We start from the raw sequence: 23991 nt of genomic DNA, 5'->3' as shown, positions 1-23991 counted from the left end.
CGCGCCGGTGCGTCCCGCGCCGCTTCTGGACAGGCGATCGGGCAGAGCACTACAGTCGACTCCGGTAAGGCAAGGCTTACCGAAGGTTCGGGCCCGGGGCGGGGGTCGTCCCCGTCCCTCCCCGCGATCGACCGAGAGAACACGCGTGCTCGCAAATTACCTCATCGGCCTCCGCGAAGGCCTCGAAGCGGGCCTCGTGGTCGGCATCCTCGTCGCCTACCTGACCAAGCTCGGGCGCCGCGACGTGCTGCCGCGCCTGTGGACCGGCATCGCCGCGGCCGTCGCGATCTCGCTCGTGACCGGGGCGATCCTCACCTGGGGACCGTACGGACTGTCGTTCCAGGCGCAGGAGCTGCTCGGCGGCGGGCTCTCGATCCTCGCGGTCGGGCTCGTCACCTGGATGATCTTCTGGATGGGCGCGAACGCCCGGAGCCTCAAGGGCGAGCTGGAGTCGCGGCTCGATGCGGCCGTCGGCGGATCCGCCCTCGGCATCGTGGTCCTCGGCTTCGTCAGCGTGGGGCGTGAGGGCATCGAGACGGCCCTGTTCGTCTGGGCGAGCGTGTCCTCGAGCAGCGCCTCCTCGGGGGCGGACGCCTGGATCGGCACGATCGGCGCACTCCTGGGCATCCTCTCGGCGGTCGTCATCGCCTACTTGATCTTCCGCGGCTTCGTCCGGATCGATCTCGGCCGGTTCTTCACCTGGACCGGCGGCTTCCTCATCCTGGTCGCCGCAGGCGTGCTCTCGTACGGCGTCGGCGACCTGCAGGAGGCGGCCCTGCTGCCCGGCTGGGGCGCTCCGCTCTTCAGCCTCGGCCCCGTGGTTCCCGCACCGATCGCCGCGATCCTCGGCGGGCTCTTCAACTACACCCCCGAGCCGACCGCGCTGCAGTTCGCCGCATGGCTGCTCTACCTCGCCGTCGTCGGCCTGCTCTTCGTCCGCCAGGTCCGGCTCCGCCGACCGCGTCGGGGCAGCGCGGCCCCGGTCGCGACCCCCGCTCCCACCTCCGTCTGACTCCGGCTCCGCCGGTGCGTCCTGCCCTCTACTCCAGGAGAACCATGCCCTCGCGCGCACTCCCCCGTCGCTCCCCGCTCCCCCGCGCCCTGTCCGGCCTCGCCGGCGCCGGTGTCCTCGCGCTCGCGCTCTCGGGCTGCGTCCCGAACACCGCCGCCTCCTCGTCCGCGGCTCTCGACGTCGCGATCAGCGACGAGTCGTGCGATGTCTCGGCCGCGACCGCCGAGGCCGGCGCCGTCACCTTCTCGCTCGCGAACGACGGCTCCGACGTCAACGAGTTCGAGATCCTCGCTGACGACAAGCTGCGCATCGTCGGCGAGAAGGAGAACGTCACTCCCGGCCAGACGGTGTCGTACGTCGCCCAGCTCGAGCCGGGCACCTACTACACCGCGTGCAAGTTCCAGCAGGTCGGTGCTCCCGTGGGACTGGCGGAGTTCACGGTCACCGGCGAGGCGACCGAGCAGTCGGCCGACGAGAAGGCGGCGACCGAGTCGGCCGTGACCAACTACGTCGCCTACGTGAAGTCGCAGGCGGGCGAGCTCCTCCCCGCTGTGCAGGCCTTCGCCGATGCCTACACCGCCGGCGACGACGAGACGGCCCGCGGCCTCTTCGCCTCCACCCGCGTCTTCTACGAGCGCATCGAGCCGACCGCGGAGGCCTTCGGTGACCTCGACCCGAAGATCGACTACCGCGAGGTCGACGCAGTCGCGGAGGGACTGGACTGGACGGGCTTCCACCGCATCGAGAAGGATCTGTGGGTCCCGGCGCAGGACGCGCTCAACTCCGACGGCACCAGCGCGTACCTCGACTGGGCTCCGTCGACTCCTGAGCAGCGCGCCGAGTTCGGCCGGGGTCTCGTGGACGACGTGCAGAGCCTCTACGACCTCGTGAACGCCGACGACTTCACCGTCTCGGTGGGCGACATCTCGAACGGCGCCATCGCGCTGCTCGACGAGGTCGCCGCCGGCAAGATCACCGGCGAGGAGGACTGGTGGTCGGGCACCGACCTGATGGACTTCGCCGCGAACGTGCAGGGCGCCGAGGTGGCCTTCGGCAACGTCGAGCCGATCGCGTCCGCGTCGGGCGACGACGGCGCCGACCTGACCGCCGACATCACGACCCAGTTCACCGCTCTCGACTCGCTGCTCGCGCAGTACGGCTCGATCGACGCGGGCTTCGTCTCCTACTCCTCGGTGACCGACGAGCAGAAGAAGGAGCTCTCGGACCAGGTGAACGCCCTGTCCGAGCCGCTCTCGCAGCTGACCCACACGGTGCTCGGCGTCGAGGAGCCCGCGGAGTAGATGGACGACCAGCAGAACGCCGCGGCCGACATCGACTCCGACGCCGCCGACCCCGTCGAGCAGCCCCGCCGCCTGTCGCGGCGCGGGCTGCTCGGCCTCGTCTCCGCGGGGACGGCCGGCATCGCGGCGGGAGTGGGCGGTTCCGTCGCCGTCGCCTCCGCGACGAGCGCCACCGCCTCCGGGGCGTCGAGCACCGTGCCGTTCTTCGGTGCGAATCAGGCCGGCATCACGACCGCCGCGCAGGACCGGCTCCACTTCGCGGCCTTCGACGTCGCCTCGGGCACCTCCCGCGAGGACCTGATCGAGCTGCTGCAGGACTGGACGCTCGCGGCGTCGCGCCTGACACGCGGGCTCGACGTCAGCGAGGAGGGCGCCGTGGGCGGCCCCGACACCGCCCCTCCGGACGACACGGGCGAGGCGCTGGGGCTCGACGCGACAGCTCTGACCATCACCTTCGGCTTCGGTCCCGGCCTCTTCGCCGACGCGGACGGCGTCGATCGCTTCGGGATCGCGGACCGGCGGCCGCCCGCCCTCGAGACGCTCCCCCGGTTCCGGGGCGACGCGCTCGTCCCGGCTGCGAGCGGCGGCGATCTCTGCATCCAGGCCTGCGCGAACGACCCGCAGGTCGCGGTGCACGCGATCCGCAACCTCAGCCGCATCGCCTTCGGACGGGCGTCGCTGCGCTGGTCGCAGCTCGGCTTCGGCCGCACGTCCTCCACGTCGACCGCGCAGGCCACTCCGCGGAACCTCTTCGGGTTCAAGGACGGCACGGCCAACGTGAAGTCGGAGGAGACCGACGCGGTCCAGGAGCACGTCTGGGTGCAGGAGTCGGACGGGCCGGACTGGCTCGTCGGCGGCAGCTACCTCGTGGCGCGCAAGATCCGCATGATCATCGAGACGTGGGACCGCAGCCAGCTCGGCGAGCAGGAGCGCGTGATCGGCCGCAGCAAGGGCTCGGGGGCGCCCCTCTCGGGCGGCGACGAGTTCGCGGAGCCGGACTTCGCCGCGACCGGCGCCACGGGGGCGCCGCTCGTCGACGAGGCCTCCCATGTGCGGCTCGCGCATCCGTCGGTCAACAACGGCGCGCGGCTGCTGCGTCGCGGCTACAACTTCGTCGACGGCAACGACGAGCTCGGACGCCTGAACGCGGGACTGTTCTTCCTGTCGTTCCAGCGGTCACCGGAGCAGTTCGTCACGGTGCAGCGCTCGCTCTCGGGGGATGCGCTGAACGAGTACATCAAGCACGTCGGCTCGGCGGTCTTCGCGGTGCCGCCCGGCGCGCGGGGCGAGGGCGACTTCGTGGGGTCGGCGCTCTTCGCCTGACGCAGAGGGGGCGCCCCTCCCCGCTGATCGAGTAGGCCGCGCAGCGGCCGTATCGAGATCCGCGACCCCCGGAGCACGTGGGTCTCTAGACGCCGCTGCGCAGCTGCTCGACGGGCTGGGGGGACGAGACGCAGAAGACCGGCCGGAGGTGGACCTCCGACCGGTCTCGAGCCGAGCGGGCGCGCAGGGCGCCCGACGGGATCAGCCCTGCTTCTTCAGACGGCTGGTCTGACGGGCGCGCGCGTTGGCGTCGAGCTCGACCTTGCGGATGCGCACGATCTCGGGGGTGACCTCGACGCACTCGTCCTCGCGGGCGAACTCGAGGCACTCCTCGAGCGTCAGCTGACGCGACGGCGTCATCGACTCGAACGTGTCGGAGGTGGACTGACGCATGTTGGTCAGCTTCTTCTCCTTGGTGATGTTCACGTCCATGTCGTCGTTGCGCGAGTTCTCGCCGATGACCATGCCCTCGTAGACCTCTTCCGTGGGGTTCACGAAGAAGGTCATGCGCTCCTGGAGCGCGATGATGGCGAACGGAGTGACGACACCGGTGCGGTCGGCCACGATCGAGCCGTTGTTGCGGGTGACGATGGCGCCGGCCCACGGCTCGTAGCCGTGCAGGATCGCGTTCGCGATGCCGGTGCCGCGCGTGGTGGTGAGGAACTCGGTGCGGAAGCCGATCAGACCGCGCGAGGGGACGATGAACTCCATGCGGACCCAGCCGGTGCCGTGGTTCGCCATGTTCTCCATGCGGCCCTTGCGGGCGGCGAGGAGCTGCGTGATGGCGCCGAGGTACTCCTCGGGGGCGTCGATCGTCAGGTGCTCGAACGGCTCGTGCGTCTTGCCGTCGACCTGGCGGGTGACCACCTGGGGCTTGCCGACGGTGAGCTCGAAGCCCTCGCGGCGCATCTGCTCGACGAGGATCGCCAGCGCGAGCTCGCCGCGGCCCTGGACCTCCCACGAGTCGGGGCGGCCGATGTCGAGGACCTTGAGCGACACGTTTCCGATGAGCTCGCGGTCGAGGCGGTCCTTGACCATGCGCGCGGTGAGCTTGTGGCCCTTGACCTTGCCGACGAGCGGCGAGGTGTTGGTGCCGATGGTCATCGAGATCGCCGGGTCGTCGACCGTGATGGCCGGCAGCGGGCGGATGTCCTCCGGGTCGGCGATGGTCTCGCCGATGGTGATCTCGGGGAAGCCCGCGATCGCGACGATGTCGCCGGGGCCGGCGGACTCGGCCGGGTAGCGGTCGAGCGCCTTCGTGATCAGCAGCTCGGTGATGCGGGCGTTCGTGTGCGTGCCGTCGTGGTGGACCCAGGCGACCGTCTGGCCCTTCTTGATGTTGCCGTTGAAGACGCGCAGCAGCGCGAGGCGGCCGAGGAAGGGCGAGGCGTCGAGGTTCGTGACGTGGGCCTGGAGGGGCGCCTCGTCGTCGTAGGTCGGCGCCGGGATGTGCTTCAGGATCGCCTCGAACAGCGGCTCGAGGTCCTCCGCGTCGGGCAGGGTGCCGTTCTCGGGCTTGTTCGAGGACGCGCGGCCCGCCTTGCCGGAGGCGTAGACGACGGGGACGTCGAGGATCGCGTCGAGGTCGAGGTCGGGGACGTCGTCCGCCATGTCGGAGGCGAGGCCGAGGAGCAGATCCTGGCTCTCGGCGACGACCTCGTCGATGCGCGCATCGGGGCGGTCGGTCTTGTTGACCAGCAGGATCACGGGCAGCTTGGCCTCGAGCGCCTTGCGGAGCACGAAGCGGGTCTGCGGGAGGGGGCCCTCGGACGCGTCGACGAGGAGGCAGACGCCGTCCACCATCGACAGGCCGCGCTCGACCTCGCCGCCGAAGTCGGCGTGGCCCGGGGTGTCGATCACGTTGATCGTGATGGGGCCCTCGGTCGCGTGCTTGCCGCGGTACGAGACCGCGGTGTTCTTCGCGAGGATCGTGATGCCCTTCTCGCGCTCGAGCTCGTTCGAGTCCATCGCGCGCTCGTCCACGTGGGCGTGCGCGTCGAAGGAGTTCGTCTGCTTGAGCATGGCGTCGACCAGGGTGGTCTTGCCATGGTCGACGTGGGCGACGATCGCGACGTTGCGCAGGTCGGAGCGGGTGGCACTTGCCATGTGAACGGACTCGTCTCGTGTTCTCGTGCATGAAGGGGGACCCTCCATCGTACCGCAGGCGCGCCGCGGAACGACGGAGGGCCCCGATCCGGTCCGATCACCCCGCGGAACACGGGACTCTCGGGCGCGGAACGGGGCCCTCGCGGCGGCGGATCAGACCGCGAACTCGATCCCGGCGCCGGGGATCGCCGCGAGCAGCTCGCGGGTGTACTCCTGCTCCGGGGAGTCGAACACCGTGTCGGTCGGCGCGTGCTCGACGATGCGACCCTTCTGCATCACGCAGACGTCGTCCGCGATCACGCGGACCACGGCCAGGTCGTGCGTGATGAACAGGTAGGTCAGTCCGAGCTCGGCCTGCAGATCCGCGAGCAGGCGGAGGATCTGCGCCTGCACGAGCACGTCGAGCGCCGAGACGGCCTCGTCGAGCACGACGATCTCGGGCTTGAGCGCGAGTGCCCGGGCGATGGCGACGCGCTGGCGCTGACCACCGGAGAGCTCGTTCGGGTAGCGCCCGGCGATGACGCGCGGGAGCGAGACCTGGTCGAGCAGCTCGAAGACGCGCTCGCGCTGCGAGGCGCGGTCGCCGACCTTGTGCACCCGCAGCGGCTCCGAGATCGTGTTGCCGATGTTGTGCAGCGGGTCGAGCGAGCCGTACGGGTCCTGGAACACGGGCTGCATCGACCGGCGCAGCGCCAGCATCTCCTTGCCGCGGAGCTTCTCGGTGCGACGTCCGTCGATCGAGATGGCCCCCTTGGTGGCGGTCTCAAGACCGAGCACGAGGCGCGCGATCGTCGACTTGCCCGAGCCCGACTCGCCCACGAGGGCGGTGGTGGTGCCCTTGGGGATCGAGAACGAGACGTCGTCCACGGCCGTGAAGTCCTCGGCCTTCAGCCCGCCGCGGCGGATCTTGAAGACCTTGGTCAGGTTCTCGACCTCGATCATCGGCTTCGTCGTCGTGGGGGCGCCCGTGTGGGTGCCCGCCGCGCGGACGAGGTCGACCTCGGCGACGGCGGCGGACTCGCCGGGCACCGACTCCTTCGCGGCTCCGGCGGTCGACTGGATGCGGCGCGAGGCGAGGCTCGGGGCCGCGGCGATCAGGCGCTGCGTGTAGGGGTGCTGCGGGTTCTGCAGCACCTCGACCGAGGCGCCGGACTCGACGATGCGACCCTTGTACATGACGATGAGCTTCTCGGCGCGCTCGGCGGCGAGGCCCAGGTCGTGCGTGATGAAGAGCAGCGCGGTGCCGTCGGTCTTCGTCAGCGTCTCGAGGTGGTCGAGGATCCGCCGCTGCACCGTGACGTCGAGAGCCGAGGTCGGCTCGTCGGCGATGAGGAGCTGGGGCGCCGCGGCCAGGCCGATGCCGATCAGGACGCGCTGGCGCATGCCTCCGGAGAACTGGTGCGGGAACTGCTTCAGCCGCTTCTCCGCGTCAGCGAGACCGGCGTTCTGCAGCACCTCGATCGCCTTGGCGCGCACCTCCTTGCGGCCGGTCGCGAGACCGTTCGCCCGGATGGTCTCCTCGACCTGGAAGCCGACCGACCACACGGGGTTGAGGTTCGACATCGGGTCCTGCGGCACGTAGCCGATGCGGCGGCCGCGGATGTCCTCGAGCTCGGAGCGCGTCGCCTTCGCGAGGTCCTTCCCGTCGAAGAGCACGGAGCCGCCGGTGACCTTGCCGGAACCGGGGAGCAGGCCGATGATCGCCGCGGCGGTCGTCGACTTGCCCGAGCCCGACTCCCCCACGATGGCGACGGTCTGGCCGTGCTCGATCGTGAGGCTGACACCGCGCAGGGCGGGCACCAGGCCGCTGCCGGTCTGGAAGCCGACCTCGAGGTCGGTGACCTGGAGCAGGGGCCCCTTCGGAGTGGTCGAGTCGGTCATCGGAGGGCCCTCGCCTTCGGGTCGAGCGCGTCGCGCAGGGCCTCGCCCATGAGGATGAAGCTCAGCACGGTGATGGTCAGCGCGGCGGACGGGTAGATCAGCGTCTGCGGGTTGGTCCGCAGGTCGCGCTGGGCCTGGCTGATGTCGTTGCCCCACGACATCACGGAGCCGGGGAGGCCGACGCCGAGGAACGACAGGGTCGCCTCCGCGGTGATGGCCGCGCCGAGCGAGATCGTCGTGACGACGATCACGGGGGCGATGGAGTTGGGCATGACGTGGCGGAACAGGATCGCCATGCGGGACAGACCCGTGGCGGTCGCCGCTCCGACGAAGTCCGACTGCTTGACCCGCAGGACCTCGGACCGCAGGACGCGGGCCGTGGTCGGCCACGCGAACGCGCCGATCGCCAGGGCGATGACGAACACGTTCCGGTGGGCCGAGAAGACCGACATGATGACGACGGCGGCGAGGATGTAGGGGATCGAGAAGAAGATGTCGCCCGCGCGCATGATCACGGTGTCGACCCAGCCGCCGAAGAAGCCGGCGAGTGCGCCTCCGATGACACCCGTGATCGTGGTGATCAGGATGACGATCAGACCCACCGTGAGCGACGTCGACGTGCCGTGGACGATGCGCGCGTAGACGTCGCAGCCCTGCTTCGTGTAGCCGAGGAGGCTGCCGTCGCCGGGGCCCTGGTTGCTGAAGCCGAGGTCGCAGGCGCGGGGGTCGATCGAGGTGAAGAGGTTCGGGAGCAGCGCGACGGCGACGATCAGCACGATCAGGGCGCCGGAGATCCAGAACATCGGCCGGCGGCGCAGGTCCTGCCAGGCGTCGGTCCAGAGGTTGCTGGGCTTCTCGTCGAGCGAGACGGCGTCGACCGAGGCGATCGGGGTCTCCTCGAGCGGTGCCACGAAGTGATCGATGCGACGGGGGGCGTCGCGGTTCATCTCATTTGGCATAGCGGATCCTCGGGTCGAGTACGGCGTAGAGCAGGTCGACGAGGATGTTCACCACGAGGTAGAACAGCACCATGACCGTGACGAAGGAGACGACGGTCGGCCGCTCCCCTCGGATGATCGCCTGGTAGAGCGTGTTCCCGACTCCGGGAACGTTGAAGATGCCCTCGGTGACCGTGGCGCCCACGATCAGCAGGCCGAAGTCGGCGCCGAACTGGGTCGTGACCGGGATCAGCGAGTTGCGCAGGATGTGCACGGGCACGACGCGCTTGCGCGAGAGGCCCTTGCTGTACGCGGTGCGCACGAAGTCGGAGCCCGCGGTCTCGATGACCGAGCCGCGGGTGAGCCGGATGGCCGAGGCGACGACGAACAGGGCGAGCACGATGGCCGGGAGCAGGAGCCGCTCGAACGTCGGCGAGCCGCCCACCGTCGGTGAGAACCAGCCCAGCTGCACCGCGAAGAAGGACTGCGCGATGAAGCACAGCACGAAGATCGGCACCGAGACCAGGAGGAGGCTCACCACGAGCGCGCTGGCGTCGAAGAACGAGCCCTTCCGCAGACCGCTGATGAGGCCGATCGTGAGAGCGACGACGATCTCGATGACGATCGCCATCATGGCGAGGGTGAGCGTGACCGGGAACGTGCGGGCGAGGATGTCGTTCACCGACTGGCCCGAGAAGGAGATGCCGAAGTCGCCGCGGACGACGCCGCCGAGGTAGTAGAGGTACTGCACGATGAACGGCTCGTTCAGGTGGTACTGCTCCTCGAGGCGCGCGAGCAGCGCGGCGTTCGGGGTCTTGTCGCCGAAGAGGGCGAGGAGGGGGTTCCCCGGCATGGCGAAGACCATGAAGTAGATCAGGAACGTCGTCCCGATCAGGACGGGGACGGCTTGCAGGATGCGTCGGACGATGTAGGCGAGCACGTCAGCCCTGCCTGTTCCGGTGTCGCATGGTGGACCTCATTCGATCGTGACCGAACAAGGCGCTCCGCCCGCGGGAACGGTCGTGCCGTCCCCGCGGGCGAAGCGCCCGTCGTGTCTGATGTCAGCTCTTGGTGATCTGGTAGAACAGCGGAACCGAGTTCCATCCGAACTCTACGTCGGACACGGTCTCGCTGTAGCCGCCGGTCACGTTGGCGTACCAGAGCGGGATCGACGGGAGGTCCTGGAGCAGGACCTCCTGAGCCTTCTGGTAGTCCTCGTTCGCGGTCGCGAGGTCGGTCTCGGCCGAGCCGTCGGCCAGGAGCTGGTCGAACTCGGCGCTGGAGTAGTCACCGTCGTTCGACGAGGCGTTGGTCGCGTACAGCGGGCCCAGGAAGTTGTACAGACCCGGGTAGTCGGCCTGCCATCCGGTGCGGAACGCGGTCTCGATCGAGCGGTCGACGATCTTGGTGCGCGCCTCGGCGAAGGTCGGGTAGGCCTCGCCCACGGCCTCGATGCCGAGCGTGTTCTTGACCGCGTTCGACACGGCGTCGACCCAGCCCTGGTGTCCGCCGTCGGCGTTGTAGGCGATCGAGAAGGTGCCCGTCCACGGGGAGATCGCGTCGGCCTCGGCCCACAGCTTCTTCGCCTCGTCGGGGTTGTACTCGAGCACCTCGGCGCCCTCGAGGGAGTCGCTCCAGCCGTCGATCACCGGGGAGGTGAAGTCGGACGCGGGGGTGCGGGTGCCCTCGAAGATGACGTCGGTGATCTGCTCGCGGTCGAAGGCCATCGAGATGGCCTGGCGGCGCAGCTTGCCCTCTTCACCGCTGAAGTGCTCGAGGCGCTCCGGGATGGTGAAGGACTGGAACACGGCGGAGGCCTGGTTGACCGCACGGTCGCCGAGGTCGCTCTCGAAGGTGCCGAACGCGGAGTCCGGGATCTGGTCGATGACGTCGACGTTGCCCGCGAGCAGGTCGGCGTACGACGCGTCCTGGGTCGCGTAGAACGTGATCGTGATGCCGCCGTTGACCGGGACGCGGGGTCCGTCGTAGTCGGGGTTCACGACCAGGTCGATCTGGACGTCGTGCTGCCACGCGCCCTCGCCGTCGAGCATGTACGGGCCGTTGCCGATCGGGTTCTCACCGAAGGCGTCCATGTCGTCGTAGGCGACGCTGGGCAGCGGGTAGTAGGCCGAGTAGCCCAGGCGCTGCGGGAAGTCCGACTTGGGAGCCGAGAGCGCGACGGTGAAGGTGGTGTCGTCGACGACCTTCAGACCGGTGAGCTCGGTGTCCTCGTCGTAGCTGAAGCCCTCGATGTCCTCGAAGAAGTAGCTCTGGAGCTGCTCGTTCGAGTACTTCGCGCCGTAGTTCCAGGCGTCGACGAAGGACTGGGCCGTGATCTCCTCACCGTTGGTGAAGGTGCGACCGGGCTCGATCGTGATGGTGTAGTTCTGCGCGTCGTCCGACTCGACCGACTCGGCCAGGTCGGGCTGCGCCGCGCCCTCGGCGTCGTAGTAGTAGAGACCGGCGAAGATCTCGTCGAGGATCTTGCCGCCGCCGACCTCGTTGGTGTTGGTCGGGACCAGCGGGTTCTGCGGCTCGGAGCCGTTGGTGAGGATGATCGCGGCGGAGTCTCCGGCCGCATCTCCCCCACCGTCGTCGTTCGAGCTGCTGCAGCCGGCGAGGACCAGGGTGCTCGCGGCGACGAGCGCCAGAGCTCCGAGGCCGAAACGTCTGATTTTCACTATTCCTCCAGTGGTGTGAGGGCGCACGGGAAGTGATTTCCCGGATGCTGTGGTCGCCGCGCGCGTGGCGACGGCCTCGGCGCACGGGAGACTGTTGGCCCCCGCGCAAGTGCCATCGACGAGACTATGTATCGGCTCGCTATCTGCACAAAAGCATGTGGAAACCGTTACACAGCGGTAACCGGGAGGTGGAATCCTTGCGCGATTCCGCACGAAACCTGCGTGATGGGCCGTCTTCGCGCAACGCATCGATTCAGAGGAGCTCCACGCAGTGTCCACCACGCTGACAGGATCCATGCAGCCACGAGGGCGGATCCGGACAGAGATCCTGCTCGTCCTGGGCCTCTCGCTCGGCGCCTCCGCGATCTACTCCGTCGTGTCGATCACCAACCGGCTGACGCGTGACATCGCTCTCTCGGAGCAGACGGCGACGCTGAACGGAGCGCTCAGCGACCGGCCCGCGTTCGACCTGATCTACCAGCTGCTGGCGCTGTTCTTCGATCTGGTCCCGGTGGCGCTCTGCGCGTTCCTGCTCTGGCAGAGCTCCGGACGGCCTCTGGGGCGGCTGGGGCTCGACCTCCGGCATCCGCTGCGCGACCTCGGTACCGGGACCGTGCTCGCGGTCGCGATCGGTGCGCCGGGGATCGCGCTCTACGCCCTCGGCCGCGCGCTCGGAGTGACCGTGGCGGTGGTCGCCTCACCGCTCGACACGTACTGGTGGACCGTGCCCGTGCTCGTGCTCTCGGCGATCCGCGCCGGGATCCAGGAGGAGGTGATCGTCGTCGGCTACCTCTTCGCGCGGCTCCAGGATCTGGGCTGGGGGCAGTGGCGGATCCTCTTCGCCAGCGCGCTGCTCCGGGGCAGCTACCACCTGTACCAGGGCATCGGGCCGTTCATCGGCAACGTGATCATGGGCGTCGTGTTCGGGCTGTTCTACCAGCGCTTCGGCCGCACGCTGCCGCTCGTGATCGCGCACTCGATCATCGACATCGTGTCGTTCGTGGGGTATCCGCTGGCGGTGGCGCTCTGGCCGGAGCTGTTCGCGGCGCCGGAGCCGCAGAAGTAAGGCTGATCCGACCGATCCGCGCAGTCTCATTCGTAATCCGTCGGCCACCCTTCTTTCTGCAGTCGGGCGCGCTGAGATGGACTCCACACGTGCTGTCGGCGTCCGACGAGACGGGCGAGCGCGGTCTCGGTCTCGGTCCACTGGTGCAGCACCTGACGGGACGACAGCCGCACGACGACGAAGCCCCTCGCCTGCAGAGCGAGGGTGCGTCGGTAGTCCTCCTCGAGCTGCGCCGAGCCGCTGTGGAACGCGCGGCCGTCCGTCTCGACGGCGAGGCAGTCGCCGAAGACGTTGTCGACCAGGCCGACACCGGCGACGGACACCTGCGCACGGACTCGGACCCTGAGTCGGACTCCTGCCAGACGCGCCCTCGTCTCCGAGACCCGACTGGCATCCCGGCACGACGAGATCGAACACGCGCCGCCGACCGACAGGTGCACGTGGGCGGAGGTCCATGAGCTCTCCGTAGGGCAGGAGCCTCCTCTCGACGACGGAGTCGAGAGCCATCACGGCCTCCTCCTCCGGCAAGCAGGAGACCACGTGCAGGACGCTCGAACGGACGCCGTCCCGCGATGACGTCTCCGGACCGCATCCGGGCCACTCCCGCCAGTGGAGGCGCACGCCGCGCGAAGGCGAACGCACCGCATTCGGACGAACGGCGACGTGCAGCGCGTCCTCAGCCAGAACCCACACCCGTCGAGTCGCGAGCGCTGAGACGCAGGTGAGGAGACCGCCTGCGGCGACAGCGGCGATCTCGCCTGGTTCGATGCCCCGGAGAGCGAACCACCCGCGCCGGACGCGGAGCACAGAGCCCTCGCGTACCGCCGTCTCGAGATGGTGCCGCGTGCAGCCGGCAGCGGCGAGCTGCGCGGCGGAGCCGACACCGCCGAGGCCGGTGAGAACGAGGTGCACAAGGTCCATGCAGCGAGGATGCGCCGCGGGCGATCTCGACGGGCGAGGCCGCGGTCGAACTGTGGAGGACGTGAGGGATCAGGAGGGAGGTGAGGGAGAGAGGATCCGCACAGAGTAAGGCTGAGAGGCCGCGATTCCCGAGATATCGGGATGTCGCGCCTCTCAGCCTCAGTTGCGCCGGGCCGATCAGGCGAAGGCCTCGATCGGCGGGCAGGCGCAGACCAGGTTGCGGTCGCCGAAGGCCTGGTCGACCCGGCGGACCGGCGGCCAGTACTTGCCGCGCACGAGCGAGCGGACGGGGTAGACCGCCTCCTCGCGCGAGTACGGGTGCGTCCACTCCCCCGTGACCAGGCACTCCGCCGTGTGCGGGGCGTTGCGCAGCGGGTTGTCGTCCACCGGCCACTCCCCCGCACCGACGCGGTCAGCCTCGGCCTTGATGCCGATCATCGCGTCGATGAAGCGGTCGATCTCGGCGAGGTCCTCGCTCTCGGTCGGCTCGACCATCAGCGTTCCCGCGACGGGGAAGCTCATGGTCGGGGCGTGGAAGCCGTAGTCGACGAGGCGCTTCGCGACGTCATCCACGGTCACTCCGGTCGCCGCGGTGAGCGGGCGGATGTCGAGGATGCACTCGTGCGCGACCAGGCCGTTCTCACCCGTGTAGAGCACCGGGAAGTGCTCGCGCAGACGAGCGGCGACGTAGTTGGCCGAGAGCACCGCGGCACCGGTGGCGGCTCGCAGGCCGTCCTCGCCCATCATGCGGGCGTACGCCCACGAGATGGGAAGGATGCCGGGGCTGCCGTAGGGGGCCGCCGAGACCGGGACGCCGCCGTGCACGACCGTCTCCCCGTTCTGGCCCAGGGCGTGCTCGAGGCGCTGGGCGAGCGGGTGCCCGGGCAGGAACGGCGCGAGGTGCGCCTTGGCCGCGACGGGTCCGACTCCGGGGCCGCCACCTCCGTGCGGGATGCAGAACGTCTTGTGCAGGTTGAGGTGCGAGACGTCGCCGCCGAAGTCGCCGAAGCGCGCGAAGCCCAGCAGCGCGTTGAGGTTGGCACCGTCGACGTAGACCTGCCCGCCGGCCTCGTGGACGAGGCGGCAGATCTCGGAGACCTCGTGCTCGTAGACGCCGTGCGTCGACGGGTACGTGATCATGAGCGCCGCGAGGGCCGGGGCGTGCTCCCCGATCTTGGCGCGCAGGTCGTCGAGATCGACGTTGCCGAGCTCGTCGCAGGCGACGACGACGACCCGCATGCCCGCGAGCACCGCGCTGGCGGCGTTGGTGCCGTGCGCGCTCGACGGGATGAGGCAGACGGTGCGCTCCAGGTCGCCGTTCGCGCGGTGGTAGCCGCGGATCGCGAGCAGTCCCGCGAGCTCCCCCTGCGAGCCCGCGTTGGGCTGCAGCGAGACGGAGTCGTAGCCGGTGAGGTGCGCGAGCCAGCGCTCGAGCTGGTCGATGAGGGCGAGCGAGCCCTGCACGTCGGCCTCGGGGGCGAACGGGTGCAGATTCGCGAACTCGGGCCAGCTGACCGCCTCCATCTCGGCGGCGGCGTTGAGCTTCATCGTGCAGGAGCCGAGCGGGATCATGCCGCGGTCCAGCGCGTAGTCGGCGTCGGCGAGGCGCTTGAGGTAGCGCATCATCGATGTCTCACTGCGGTGGGTGTTGAACACCGGGTGCACGAGGAACGGGGTGGCGCGCTCGAGCGCGACGGGGATCGAGCGCGAGGAGGCGGCGAGGAAGCCGTGCGCCGAGTCGAGGTCGCCGATCGCGACGGCGAGTGCGACGACCTCGGCGGTCGTCACGGTCTCGTCCAGCGAGACCGCCACCGTGTCGGCGTCGACGAGGCGCACGTCGAAGCCGGCATCGCGGGCGCGGGCGACCGCCGCCTCCGCGCCGTGCGGCACGACGACCGCGACGGTGTCGAAGAAGTCGGCGTGGCGGAGGGAGTGGCCCCGGTCGAGCAGGAGGCGCGCGAGCAGCGCGGCCCGCGAGTGCACCTGCTCCGCGATCCGCGCCAGGCCGTCAGGACCGTAGTAGACCGCGTACATGGCCGCCATGACGGCGAGGAGGACCTGCGCCGTGCAGATGTTCGACGTGGCCTTCTCTCGGCGGATGTGCTGCTCGCGGGCCTGGAGGGACAGGCGGTAGGCGGGATGGCCGTCCGCGTCCTGGCTGACGCCGACGAGGCGGCCGGGCAGCTGGCGCTCGAGTCCCTTGCGGACGGCCAGGTAGCCGGCGTGCGGTCCGCCGAAGCCCATCGGGACGCCGAAGCGCTGCGAGGTGCCGACCGCGACGTCCGCCCCGAGCTCGCCCGGCGAGCGGACGAGGGTGAGGGCGAGCAGGTCGGCGGCGACGACTCCGAGGCCGCCGTGGGCCGTGACCGCGGCCAGCACGGCGGAGGGGTCCCAGAGGTGCCCGGAAGCGCCGGGGTACTGCACGAGCGCGCCGAAGCACTCGGGCACGTCCTCGGCGTCGGTGCGCGAGAGCGGCAGCTCGACGATGCGGATGCCCACCGCCTCGGCACGGCCGCGCAGGAGCGCGAGCGTCTGCGGCAGCGCGTCGGAGTCGACGAGGAAGACATCGGTGCGCGCCTTGGAGGCCCGGCGGGCCAGGAGCATCGCCTCGACGACGGCCGTGCCCTCGTCGAGCATCGACGCGCCGGCGGTGTCGAGACCGGTGAGGTCCGACACCATCGTCTGGAAGTTGATCAGCGCCTCGAGGCGTCCCTGCGAGATCTCGGGCTGGTAGGGCGTGTAGGCCGTGTACCAGCTCGGGTTCTCGAGGACGTTGCGCTTGATCACCGCGGGCGTCAGCGTGCCGTGGTAGCCGAGGCCGATCAGGGGGCGGCGCACCGTGTTGCGGGAGGCGAGGGCGCGCAGCTCGGCCAGCGCCTGGGTCTCTGTCGCAGGGGCGGGCAGCACAGGCGCGAGGTCGCGCACGCGGATCGACTCGGGGACGGCGGCGGTGACCAGCGCGTCGACGGAGTCGTAGCCGAGGGCGGCCAGCATCCTGCGCTGGGCGTCGGCGTCGGTCCCGATGTGGCGGGACTCGAACTCGGAGGGGGTCCGGACGGTCGACATCTACTCTCCGACCAGCTCGCCGTAGGCCGCGGCGTCGAGCAGGCCGTCGGGCAGCGCCTCGAAGCGCACCTTGATCAGCCAGCCCTCGCCGAACGGGTCGGAGTTGACGAGCTCGGGGCTGTCGACGACTCCGGAGTTGGTCTCGAGGACCTCGCCGTCGACCGGAGCGAAGAGCTCGCCCACAGACTTCGTCGACTCGATCTCGCCGACGACGCTGCCGCCCTCGACTCGGGAGCCCGCGTCGGGCAGCTCGACGAACACGACGTCGCCGAGCTTGTCCGCGGCGTAGGCGGTGATGCCCACCGTCGCGACGTCACCGTCGACGGAGATCCACTCGTGATCGGAGGTGTACTGCAGGTCGGAGGGGACGGCCATGTCAGATCTTCTTTCTGGAGTAGAAGGGGAGGGCGGTGACGGTCATGGGGAGGCGGCTGCCGCGGATGTCGACGGAGACGGTGGTGCCCGGCTGCGCCTGGGCGGGGGCGACGTACGCCATGGCGATGGGGACGCCGAGCGTGGGCGAGAGGACGCCGCTGGTGACGACTCCGATCTCGTCGCCGCTGTCGGAGAAGACGGTGTAGTCGGCGCGGGCGGCGCGGCGCCCCTCGCCGACGAGGCCGACGAGCACGGGGGCGTCCCCGGCCGGGCCCTCCTCGCTGGCGGCACGGCCGACGAAGTCGATCGGCTTGCCGAAGGCGACGACGCGGCCGAGGCCGGCCTGCGCCGGGAAGATCTCGCGGGAGAGCTCGTGGCCGTAGAGCGGCATGCCGGCCTCGAGGCGGAGGGTGTCGCGAGCGGCGAGGCCGGCCGGGACGAGTCCCGCTCCGGCTCCGGTCTCGGCGAGCGCCTCCCACAGGGCGGGGGCGGTGTCGGGGGCGACGTAGATCTCGAAGCCGTCCTCGCCGGTGTAGCCGGTGCGGGCGATGAGGATCGGATGCGCCTCGAAGGTCGCCGGCACCGCGCGGTAGTAGCGCAGCTCCTCGAGCAGGCGCGCGGCGTCGTCGGTGTCGAGCACCGCCTCCGCTCCCCGCTCCGTCTCGACGGCGAGGCCCTGCACGTTCTGCAGGATCTCGAGCGACTTCGGGCCCTGGATCGCGATCAGCGCGACGTCGTCGCTCTCGTCGAACAGCTCGCAGTCGAACATCGCCGTGCGGTCGCGCAGCTGCTCGGCGACCACGTGCCGGTTGGAGGCGTTCGCGACGACCATGAAGCGGTCCTCGCCCGTGCGGTAGACGACGAGGTCGTCGATGACGCCTCCGGTGCGGTCGAGCAGCAGGGTGTACTTCGCCCGGCCGACGGCGACGGCGCTCAGATCGCTCGCGAGGGCGTAGTCGAGCGCGTCCACCGCCTCGGGGCCGACGACCAGGATCTCGCCCATGTGGGAGAGGTCGAAGAGGCCGGCGGCGGTGCGCACCGCGTGGTGCTCGGCCAGATCGCCGGAGTAGCGCACCGGCATCCACCAGCCGGCGAAGTCGGTGAAGGAGGCGCCTGCCGCCGCGTGCACGTCGTGCAGCGGGGAGTAGCGCGGTTCGGGGGTCTCCGCGGGAGGGGTCGTTCGGTTCTCGGACATGAGTTCTCCAATTCGTCGCAGTGCTGCGCACGCGCCCGCACAGGTCGATGGTGCGAGGCACAGCAGTGCCGTGGGAACTCCCCCTCTGTCGGGATGCCTGAGAGGTTCACGTCGCTCGGAGCGGCGCTTTCACCGTGGGCTGCCTCGTCGGAGTGATCGCACCGCGCAGGCGGCTCGTCGCTCCGCGACGCATTTCCAGAGTGGCCAGTTCGACGCGGTACAAGACCTGAGAGATTGGCGGGGAGGCTTGCTCCTTCGGTGCCGACGGAGTCGGCTCTCCCGCGTCGCGTATGCGGCCCGGTATTCGGTTGTCCGCTCACCCTAGCGGGGTGCTGCTTGCGCTGTCCCCTCCCCCCCGAGATGCCACTCCGGTTCGGCTCCCTCGGCGTGTCCCGTTCCGGAGTGGCATCTCCCGGAGACCGACCTGGGGTTTGGTGTTCGGGTCGGAGTGACACTAAGCTCGGCGCAGCACTTACAGTCAGTGTGACTCTTAGTAGGGATCCGCCATGGATGCAGCCGTACCGCAGCTCGCGGTCTCGACCGTCATCTTCGCGCTGCGCCCGCATCCCGAGACCGGGGCGAGCACCGTCTGGATCCCGGTCGTCCGCCGGATCCGGGAGCCGTTCGAGGGCCTGTGGGCCCTGCCGGGCGGGCCGCTGCGCCCGGACGAGGACCTGGCCGAGGCCGCCCGTCGGACGCTCCGAGAGACCACCGGACTCGCTCCGCGCTACCTCGAGCAGCTCTACGCCGTGGGCGGGCCCGACCGCTCCCCCGGCGAGCGCCGAGTCGTCTCGATCGTCTACTGGGCGCTCGTGCGCACCTCAGAGGCCGACGAGGCGATCGTGGGCGAGAACGTCACCTGGCTGTGCACCGACCTGCCGCTCGAGCTGGCCTTCGATCACGGGCTGATCGTCGACTACGCCCTGTGGCGCCTGCGCAACAAGATGGAGTACTCCCGCATCGCGCAGGCCTTCCTCGGCGGGACCTTCACCCTCGCCCAGCTGCGCGAGGTGCACGAGGCCGTTCTGCAGAAGCCCCTCGATCCGGCGAACTTCCGCCGCTCGATCGAGGCGTCCAAGACCGTGGTACCCACCGAGCAGCGCCTGGCGGGCACCCGCCACCGCCCTCCGCGGCTGTACCGCTACGACGAGTCCGTGGCACTCGTCGACAACGGGCCGCTGCCGGTCTGAGCACCGGCACCGCCCGTCCGTCCGCACCATCCGAGGAGAGACACGTGACATCCGTCGACAGCACCATCCAGCTCATCGAGCGCGGAGCCCCGGGCGAGACCTGCGCCCCCGAGCTCGCCGACGCGCCCTGGTCGTTCGACCTCGGGTTCCCCGCCTACGGCCCCGGCGCGTCCCAGGCCGATCCGATCCCCGCCGAGGCTCCCGTCCAGGGCCGCCTGCCCGACGCGTACACCGCGGCGAGCGCCGACGAGCTGCACCACCGCATCCTCGCTGCGAAGCAGACGCTCGGCGAGCGGGTCGTCGTGCTGGGGCACTTCTACCAGCGCGACGAGGTCGTGCAGTACGCCGACTTCGTGGGCGACTCCTTCCAACTCGCGAAGGCGGTCGCGAGCCGTCCCGACGCTGAGGCGATCGTCTTCTGCGGCGTGCACTTCATGGCCGAGACCGCCGACATCCTGTCGCGGCCCGACCAGGCAGTGATCCTGCCGAACCTCGCTGCGGGCTGCTCGATGGCCGACATGGCCGACATCGACTCCGTCGAGGACGCGTGGGCCGAGCTCACCGAGCTCTACGGCACCGAGCCGGACGCCGATGGGCGCGTCCCGCTGATCCCGGTCACGTACATGAACTCCTCCGCCGCGCTCAAGGCGTTCTGCGGGCGCAACGGTGGAGTGGTCTGCACGTCCTCCAATGCGGCGACCGTGCTCGAGGACGCGTTCGCGCGCGGGCAGAGGGTGCTCTTCTTCCCCGACCAGCACCTCGGTCGCAACACGGCGAAGGCGATGGGGGTGCCGCTCGAACGCATGCCCATGTGGAACCCGCGGAAGGCGCAGGGCGGCTCGGACGTGCAGACCCTCCTGGACGCGCAGGTGATCCTCTGGCACGGCTTCTGCTCGGTGCACAAGCGCTTCACCGTCGGGCAGATCGAGAAGGCGCGCGCCGAGCACCCCGGTGTCCGTGTGATCGTGCACCCCGAGTGCCCGATGGCGGTCGTCGACGCCGCCGACGAGTACGGATCCACGGACTACATCGTGAAGGCGATCCAGGCGGCCCCCGCGGGAACGACCTTCGCGATCGGCACCGAGATCAACCTCGTGCAGCGCCTCGCCGCGCAGTACCCGCAGCACACGATCTTCTGCCTCGACGACGTCGTCTGCCCGTGCTCGACCATGTACCGCATCCACCCCGGCTACCTCGCCTGGGTGCTCGAGGGGCTGGTCGAGGGCACCGTCCACAACCGCATCTCGGTCGACGACTCGGTCCAGGCCGAGGCCAAGGTCGCCCTCGAGCGGATGCTCGCGGCCGTCCCGCCCACCGGCCCGACGGCTCCGACGGCGGCCTGACGTGTCGCGCGTCGTCGTCGTGGGCAGCGGCATCGCCGGGCTCGTGACCGCCCTGCTCGCCTCCCGCCGCCACGAGGTGGTCCTGGTCACCAAGGGCGCGATCGAGGAGTCGAGCACGCGCTGGGCGCAGGGCGGGATCGCCGCGGTCACAGCCGCGGACGACTCCGTCGCCCTGCACGTCGAGGACACCCTGACCGCCGGTGCCGGGCTCTGCTCGCGCTCGGCCGTCGAGGTGCTCTGCTCCGAGGGTCCCGCCGCCGTGGCCGCGCTGCTGGCCTGGGGGGTCGCGTTCGACCGCGACGGCGGCGACCTCGCGCGCGGACTCGAGGCGGCGCACTCGCGCTCGCGCATCCTCCACGCCGGCGGTGACGCGACCGGCGCCGCGATCGAGGGGGCGCTCGTGTCCGCGGTGCGCGCCGCCTCCGTCACGGTGATGGAGCGGACCGCGCTCGTGGATCTGGTGCGCCGGGGTGCCGCGATCGTAGGGGCCGACGTGCTGCGGGGCGGCTCCGTCGAGCGGATCGACGCCGACGCCGTCGTCCTCGCGACCGGCGGCGCGGGCCGGCTGTTCAGCCACACCACGAACCCCGAGGTCGCCACCGGCGACGGGCTCGCCGCCGCTCTGCGCGCGGGAGCCGAAGCCGCGGACCTGGAGTTCTACCAGTTCCACCCGACCGCCCTCGCGCTGCCCGGCGGCTTCCTCGTCTCGGAGGCCGTCCGCGGCGAGGGAGCGGTGCTGCGCGACGCCGCGGGCGAGCGCTTCATGACCGCCGTGCACCCCGACGCCGAGCTCGCTCCCCGCGACGTCGTCGCCCGGGCGATCGCCGAGCGGATGCGGCAGCAGGGCGGACTGCCCGTGCACCTCGACGCCCGGCACCTCGACCCCGCGGTGCTCGCGAAGCGGTTCCCGAGCATCTCGGCCGCCTGCCGGGCGAACGGCCTCTCGCTCGCCGAGGACCTCGTGCCCGTGACGCCTGCCGCGCACTACTGGATGGGCGGCATCGCGACCGATCTCGACGGACGCACGAGCCTCCCGGGGCTCTTCGCCGTCGGCGAGATCGCCTGCACCGGCGTCCACGGCGCGAACCGGCTGGCCTCGAACAGCCTGCTCGAGGGCGTGGTGTTCGCCCGGCGGGTGGCCCGGGCCCTGGACGCGCCCGCCCCGGCGACTGCTCCCGCGACGGAACCCCGCCCCGTCACTCCGCTCTCCCTCGACCGCTCGGCGCTGCAGGCGGCCCTGTGGGCGGGCGCCGGGGTGTCGCGCGACGCGGCGGGGCTCCTGGCGGCTCGCTCCGCGCTCGTCGGAGTCGCCGCCCCCCTCTCGCTCCGCACCCTCGAGGACGCGAACCTCGTCGAGTGCGGCCTGGCCCTGATCGACGCGGCCCTCGCGCGCTCGGAGTCCCGCGGCGCCCACCACCGCACCGACCACCCCGGAACCGAGGCGACCGCTTACCGCGTCGCCGGAAGAAGAAAGGTCGCCGTCCCGTGCTGACCCGTCAGAGCATCGAACGCCTCGTCACCCTCGCGCTGGAGGAGGACGCCCCCTGGGGCGACATCACGACCGAGACGCTGATCCCGGCCGACGCCACCGCCTCGGCGCGCCTGGTCGCGCGCGAGCCCGGCGTCTTCAGCGGCGGGGCCGTCCTCGTCGGCACGATGCTGCAGGCCGACTCCCGCATCCGGACGAGCGTCCTCGTCGAGGACGGGGCCTCGTTCACCGCCGGCGCCCTGCTCGCCGAGATCTCGGGCCCCGCCGCGGGCGTGCTGCGCGGCGAGCGCGTCGCGCTGAACCTGGTGCAGCGGATGAGCGGCATCGCCACCCTGACCGCCCAATACGTGAAGGCGGTCGAGGGCACGCGGGCGCGGATCGTCGACACCCGCAAGACCACCCCCGGGCTCCGTGCCCTCGAGCGGCACGCGGTGCGCAGCGGCGGCGGACGCAACCACCGGTTCTCCCTGTCGGACGCGATCCTCGCGAAGGACAACCACCTCGCGATCCTCGCCCAGCGCGGGATCGACCTCACCGCCGCGCTCCGGGCCGCCCGCGCGGCCGTGCCGCACACCACGCACATCGAGGTCGAGGTCGACCGCTTCGACCAGATCGAGCCGGCGCTGGCGGGCGGGGCGGACACGATCATGCTCGACAACTTCACCCCGGAGCAGCTCGCCCAGGGTGTCGCGCTGATCGGCGGCCGCGCGGTCGTCGAGGCCAGCGGCGGCGTGAACCTCGAGACGGTGCGCGCGATCGCCGAGTCCGGCGTCGACGTGATCTCGGTCGGTGCGCTGACCCACAGCGTCCGCTCGCTCGACCTGGGGCTCGACATCGAGGTCGAGGCGCCGCGTCCGTGATCTACCTCGACCACGCCGCCACGTCGCCGGTGCGCCGCGAGGTGCTCGAGGCGATGTGGCCGTTCCTGACCGGCGAGTTCGGCAACCCGTCCAGCAGCCACGCGCTGGGCGACGCCGCGGCGCGCGCGCTCGAGCAGGCGCGCGGCCGCGTCGCCCGGTTCCTCGGCGGGCGCGCCTCCGAGACGCTCTTCACCTCGGGCGGCACGGAGTCGATCAACACCGCGGTGAAGGGCATCGCCCTCGGCGATCCGCGCGGGCGGAGGATCGTGATCTCGGCGATCGAGCACGAGGCCACGGTGGAGTCGGCCGAATTCCTGCGCCGTCTGCACGGGTTCGAGGTCGCCGTCGCCCCTGTCGACTCCGACGGACGCCTCGATCTCGAGGCGCTCGCAGAGCTGCTGACGCCGGAGACGGCACTGGTGTCGGTCCTGGCGGCCAGCAACGAGATCGGGACCGTGCAGGACGTGCCGGCGGTCGCCGCGATCTGCCGCGAGCGGCGCATCCCGCTCCACGTCGACGCGGTGCAGGCGGCGGGCTGGGTCGACCTGCCCGCGATGGGAGCCGACGCGGTGTCGATCTCGGGGCACAAGCTCGGCGCCCCGAAGGGCGTCGGCGCGCTGATGCTGCGCAGCCGCCTCGCCTTCGAGCCGCTGGTGCACGGCGGGGGGCAGGAGCGCTCGCGGCGCTCCGGGACCGAGAACGTGGCGTCCGCCGTCGCGCTCGGCACGGCGGTGACGCTGCTCGATCCGCTCAGGTCCGAGCGCGTCGCCGCGGTGCGCGACGCGTTCGCCGGGCGCGTCGCCTCGCTCGTGCCGCGGGCAGTGCCGACGGGGTCGGTGCAGCACCGGCTGCCGTCCATCGCGTCCTACGTGGTGCCCGGTCGCAGCGGCGAGTCGATCCTGCTGGCGCTGGAGGAGCGCGGGGTGGTCGTGTCGAGCGGCTCGGCCTGCGCGGCGGGCCGCGACGAGCCGTCCGAGGTGCTGCTGGCGCTGGGGATCGAGCCCGCTGTCGCCCAGACGGCCGTGCGGTTCAGCTTCGGAGCGGAGTCGTCCGCCGAGGACGCCGAGCGGGCCGCATCGGCGTTCGCCGAGGTCGTCGAGCGGACCTGATCGCACGGATCCGCGACGGATGTCGCAGGATCGGGAATGTCGGGGGCACCTGGGAGAGTTCTGACACCTCGAACCTCCGCATCCGGTTCCGACGGCGCCGCCGCGATGCGTACCCGCTCCTGAGCCCTTCAGGAG

General features: G+C 70.8%; 18 protein-coding genes and 1 riboswitch. Of the genes, 9 read left to right on the top strand and 9 right to left on the bottom strand.

The window, feature by feature from the left end:
- Positions 1-145 precede the first annotated feature (145 nt).
- From efeU to efeB, 3 genes are read left to right on the top strand one after another with little or no spacing between them, the layout of a single operon-like run.
- A complete protein-coding gene (gene efeU / locus AC0CID_RS01380) occupies positions 146-1012 on the top strand; it encodes an iron uptake transporter permease EfeU (RefSeq protein ID WP_207403013.1) in 867 nt (288 codons plus the stop codon).
- 44 nt (positions 1013-1056) lie between these two features.
- Positions 1057-2313: an iron uptake system protein EfeO gene (gene efeO / locus AC0CID_RS01375; RefSeq protein ID WP_465225529.1), complete on the top strand. Its 1257-nt coding sequence runs from the start codon at positions 1057-1059 to the stop codon at positions 2311-2313.
- Positions 2314-3636, top strand: coding sequence for an iron uptake transporter deferrochelatase/peroxidase subunit (gene efeB, locus AC0CID_RS01370; RefSeq protein ID WP_465225528.1), 1323 nt, complete (start codon positions 2314-2316; stop codon positions 3634-3636). It abuts the gene before it with no gap.
- A gap of 201 nt (positions 3637-3837) precedes the next feature.
- Here the strand turns inward: efeB and typA are convergent, their stop codons facing one another.
- The 5 genes from typA to AC0CID_RS01345 form a co-directional block, all read right to left on the bottom strand.
- Positions 3838-5742, bottom strand: a complete 1905-nt coding sequence (gene typA / locus AC0CID_RS01365; protein WP_465225527.1) for a translational GTPase TypA — start codon at positions 5740-5742, stop codon at positions 3838-3840.
- 153 nt (positions 5743-5895) lie between these two features.
- On the bottom strand, positions 5896-7623 hold the full coding sequence (locus tag AC0CID_RS01360) for a dipeptide ABC transporter ATP-binding protein (RefSeq protein ID WP_465225526.1): 1728 nt from the start codon (positions 7621-7623) through the stop codon (positions 5896-5898).
- Positions 7620-8582: an ABC transporter permease gene (locus tag AC0CID_RS01355; protein WP_242682847.1), complete on the bottom strand. Its 963-nt coding sequence runs from the start codon at positions 8580-8582 to the stop codon at positions 7620-7622. Before AC0CID_RS01355 ends, AC0CID_RS01360 begins: the two co-directional genes overlap by 4 nt.
- The gene (locus tag AC0CID_RS01350; protein ID WP_107574894.1) at positions 8572-9501 is read right to left on the bottom strand and encodes an ABC transporter permease; all 930 of its coding nucleotides are present in this window, start codon (positions 9499-9501) and stop codon (positions 8572-8574) included. The genes AC0CID_RS01355 and AC0CID_RS01350 overlap by 11 nt, the downstream gene beginning before the upstream one ends.
- 121 nt (positions 9502-9622) lie before the next feature.
- Entirely contained in the window at positions 9623-11242 is a 1620-nt protein-coding gene (locus tag AC0CID_RS01345) for a peptide ABC transporter substrate-binding protein (protein ID WP_465225525.1), read from the bottom strand.
- A 295-nt stretch (positions 11243-11537) separates the two neighbouring features.
- On the opposite strand from AC0CID_RS01345, the gene AC0CID_RS01340 reads away from it, so the two are divergent.
- Positions 11538-12308: a CPBP family intramembrane glutamic endopeptidase gene (locus AC0CID_RS01340; protein WP_465228024.1), complete on the top strand. Its 771-nt coding sequence runs from the start codon at positions 11538-11540 to the stop codon at positions 12306-12308.
- Positions 12309-12334: 26 nt separating this feature from the next.
- On the opposite strand, the gene AC0CID_RS01335 is transcribed toward AC0CID_RS01340, so the two are convergent.
- The 4 genes from AC0CID_RS01335 to gcvT all read right to left on the bottom strand — a co-directional run bounded on the left by AC0CID_RS01335 (position 12335) and on the right by gcvT (position 17865).
- Positions 12335-12631 carry a DUF559 domain-containing protein gene (locus tag AC0CID_RS01335; RefSeq protein ID WP_465225524.1) on the bottom strand — a complete coding sequence of 99 codons (297 nt, stop codon included), beginning with the start codon at positions 12629-12631 and terminating at the stop codon, positions 12335-12337.
- Positions 12632-13406: 775 nt separating this feature from the next.
- Positions 13407-16295: an aminomethyl-transferring glycine dehydrogenase gene (gene gcvP, locus AC0CID_RS01330; RefSeq protein ID WP_465225523.1), complete on the bottom strand. Its 2889-nt coding sequence runs from the start codon at positions 16293-16295 to the stop codon at positions 13407-13409.
- On the bottom strand, positions 16296-16670 hold the full coding sequence (gene gcvH / locus AC0CID_RS01325; protein ID WP_207403022.1) for a glycine cleavage system protein GcvH: 375 nt from the start codon (positions 16668-16670) through the stop codon (positions 16296-16298).
- Position 16671: 1 nt separating this feature from the next.
- Entirely contained in the window at positions 16672-17865 is a 1194-nt protein-coding gene (gene gcvT, locus AC0CID_RS01320; RefSeq protein ID WP_465225522.1) for a glycine cleavage system aminomethyltransferase GcvT, read from the bottom strand.
- 205 nt (positions 17866-18070) lie between these two features.
- A riboswitch (glycine riboswitch) is annotated at positions 18071-18157 on the bottom strand.
- A gap of 214 nt (positions 18158-18371) precedes the next feature.
- Here gcvT and AC0CID_RS01315 point away from each other — a divergent pair.
- Genes AC0CID_RS01315 through AC0CID_RS01295 form a run of 5 tightly spaced genes read left to right on the top strand, consistent with a single transcriptional unit; the run spans position 18372 to position 23856 of the window.
- A complete protein-coding gene (locus tag AC0CID_RS01315; RefSeq protein ID WP_207403024.1) occupies positions 18372-19055 on the top strand; it encodes an NUDIX hydrolase in 684 nt (227 codons plus the stop codon).
- A 44-nt stretch (positions 19056-19099) separates the two neighbouring features.
- Positions 19100-20398 carry a quinolinate synthase NadA gene (gene nadA / locus AC0CID_RS01310; RefSeq protein ID WP_465225521.1) on the top strand — a complete coding sequence of 433 codons (1299 nt, stop codon included), beginning with the start codon at positions 19100-19102 and terminating at the stop codon, positions 20396-20398.
- A 1-nt stretch (position 20399) separates the two neighbouring features.
- On the top strand, positions 20400-21890 hold the full coding sequence (gene nadB, locus AC0CID_RS01305; protein WP_465225520.1) for an L-aspartate oxidase: 1491 nt from the start codon (positions 20400-20402) through the stop codon (positions 21888-21890).
- A complete protein-coding gene (gene nadC, locus AC0CID_RS01300; protein ID WP_465225519.1) occupies positions 21884-22747 on the top strand; it encodes a carboxylating nicotinate-nucleotide diphosphorylase in 864 nt (287 codons plus the stop codon). Before nadB ends, nadC begins: the two co-directional genes overlap by 7 nt.
- Positions 22744-23856 (top strand): cysteine desulfurase family protein, encoded by a 1113-nt coding sequence (locus AC0CID_RS01295; RefSeq protein WP_465225518.1) that lies wholly within the window; start codon positions 22744-22746, stop codon positions 23854-23856. The genes nadC and AC0CID_RS01295 overlap by 4 nt, the downstream gene beginning before the upstream one ends.
- The last annotated feature ends 135 nt before the right edge of the window (positions 23857-23991 follow it).

The sequence above is a fragment of the Rathayibacter sp. AC451 genome, assembly GCF_979253095.1.
The sequence above is the reverse complement of the archived record's forward strand: the minus strand, read 5'-3'. Positions and strand labels throughout refer to the sequence as shown.

What these genes read in the sequence shown, in the direction of transcription:
- efeB (WP_465225528.1), top strand. Translation starts at nt 2,314, where the DNA reads ATGGACGACCAGCAGAACGCCGCGGCCGACATCGACTCCGACGCCGCC.
- typA (WP_465225527.1), bottom strand. Translation starts at nt 5,742, where the DNA reads ATGGCAAGTGCCACCCGCTCCGACCTGCGCAACGTCGCGATCGTCGCC.
- gcvP (WP_465225523.1), bottom strand. Translation starts at nt 16,295, where the DNA reads ATGTCGACCGTCCGGACCCCCTCCGAGTTCGAGTCCCGCCACATCGGG.
- gcvH (WP_207403022.1), bottom strand. Translation starts at nt 16,670, where the DNA reads ATGGCCGTCCCCTCCGACCTGCAGTACACCTCCGATCACGAGTGGATC.
- AC0CID_RS01355 (WP_242682847.1), bottom strand. Translation starts at nt 8,582, where the DNA reads ATGCCAAATGAGATGAACCGCGACGCCCCCCGTCGCATCGATCACTTC.
- gcvT (WP_465225522.1), bottom strand. Translation starts at nt 17,865, where the DNA reads ATGTCCGAGAACCGAACGACCCCTCCCGCGGAGACCCCCGAACCGCGC.
- AC0CID_RS01315 (WP_207403024.1), top strand. Translation starts at nt 18,372, where the DNA reads ATGGATGCAGCCGTACCGCAGCTCGCGGTCTCGACCGTCATCTTCGCG.
- AC0CID_RS01360 (WP_465225526.1), bottom strand. Translation starts at nt 7,623, where the DNA reads ATGACCGACTCGACCACTCCGAAGGGGCCCCTGCTCCAGGTCACCGAC.
- efeO (WP_465225529.1), top strand. Translation starts at nt 1,057, where the DNA reads ATGCCCTCGCGCGCACTCCCCCGTCGCTCCCCGCTCCCCCGCGCCCTG.
- AC0CID_RS01340 (WP_465228024.1), top strand. Translation starts at nt 11,538, where the DNA reads ATGCAGCCACGAGGGCGGATCCGGACAGAGATCCTGCTCGTCCTGGGC.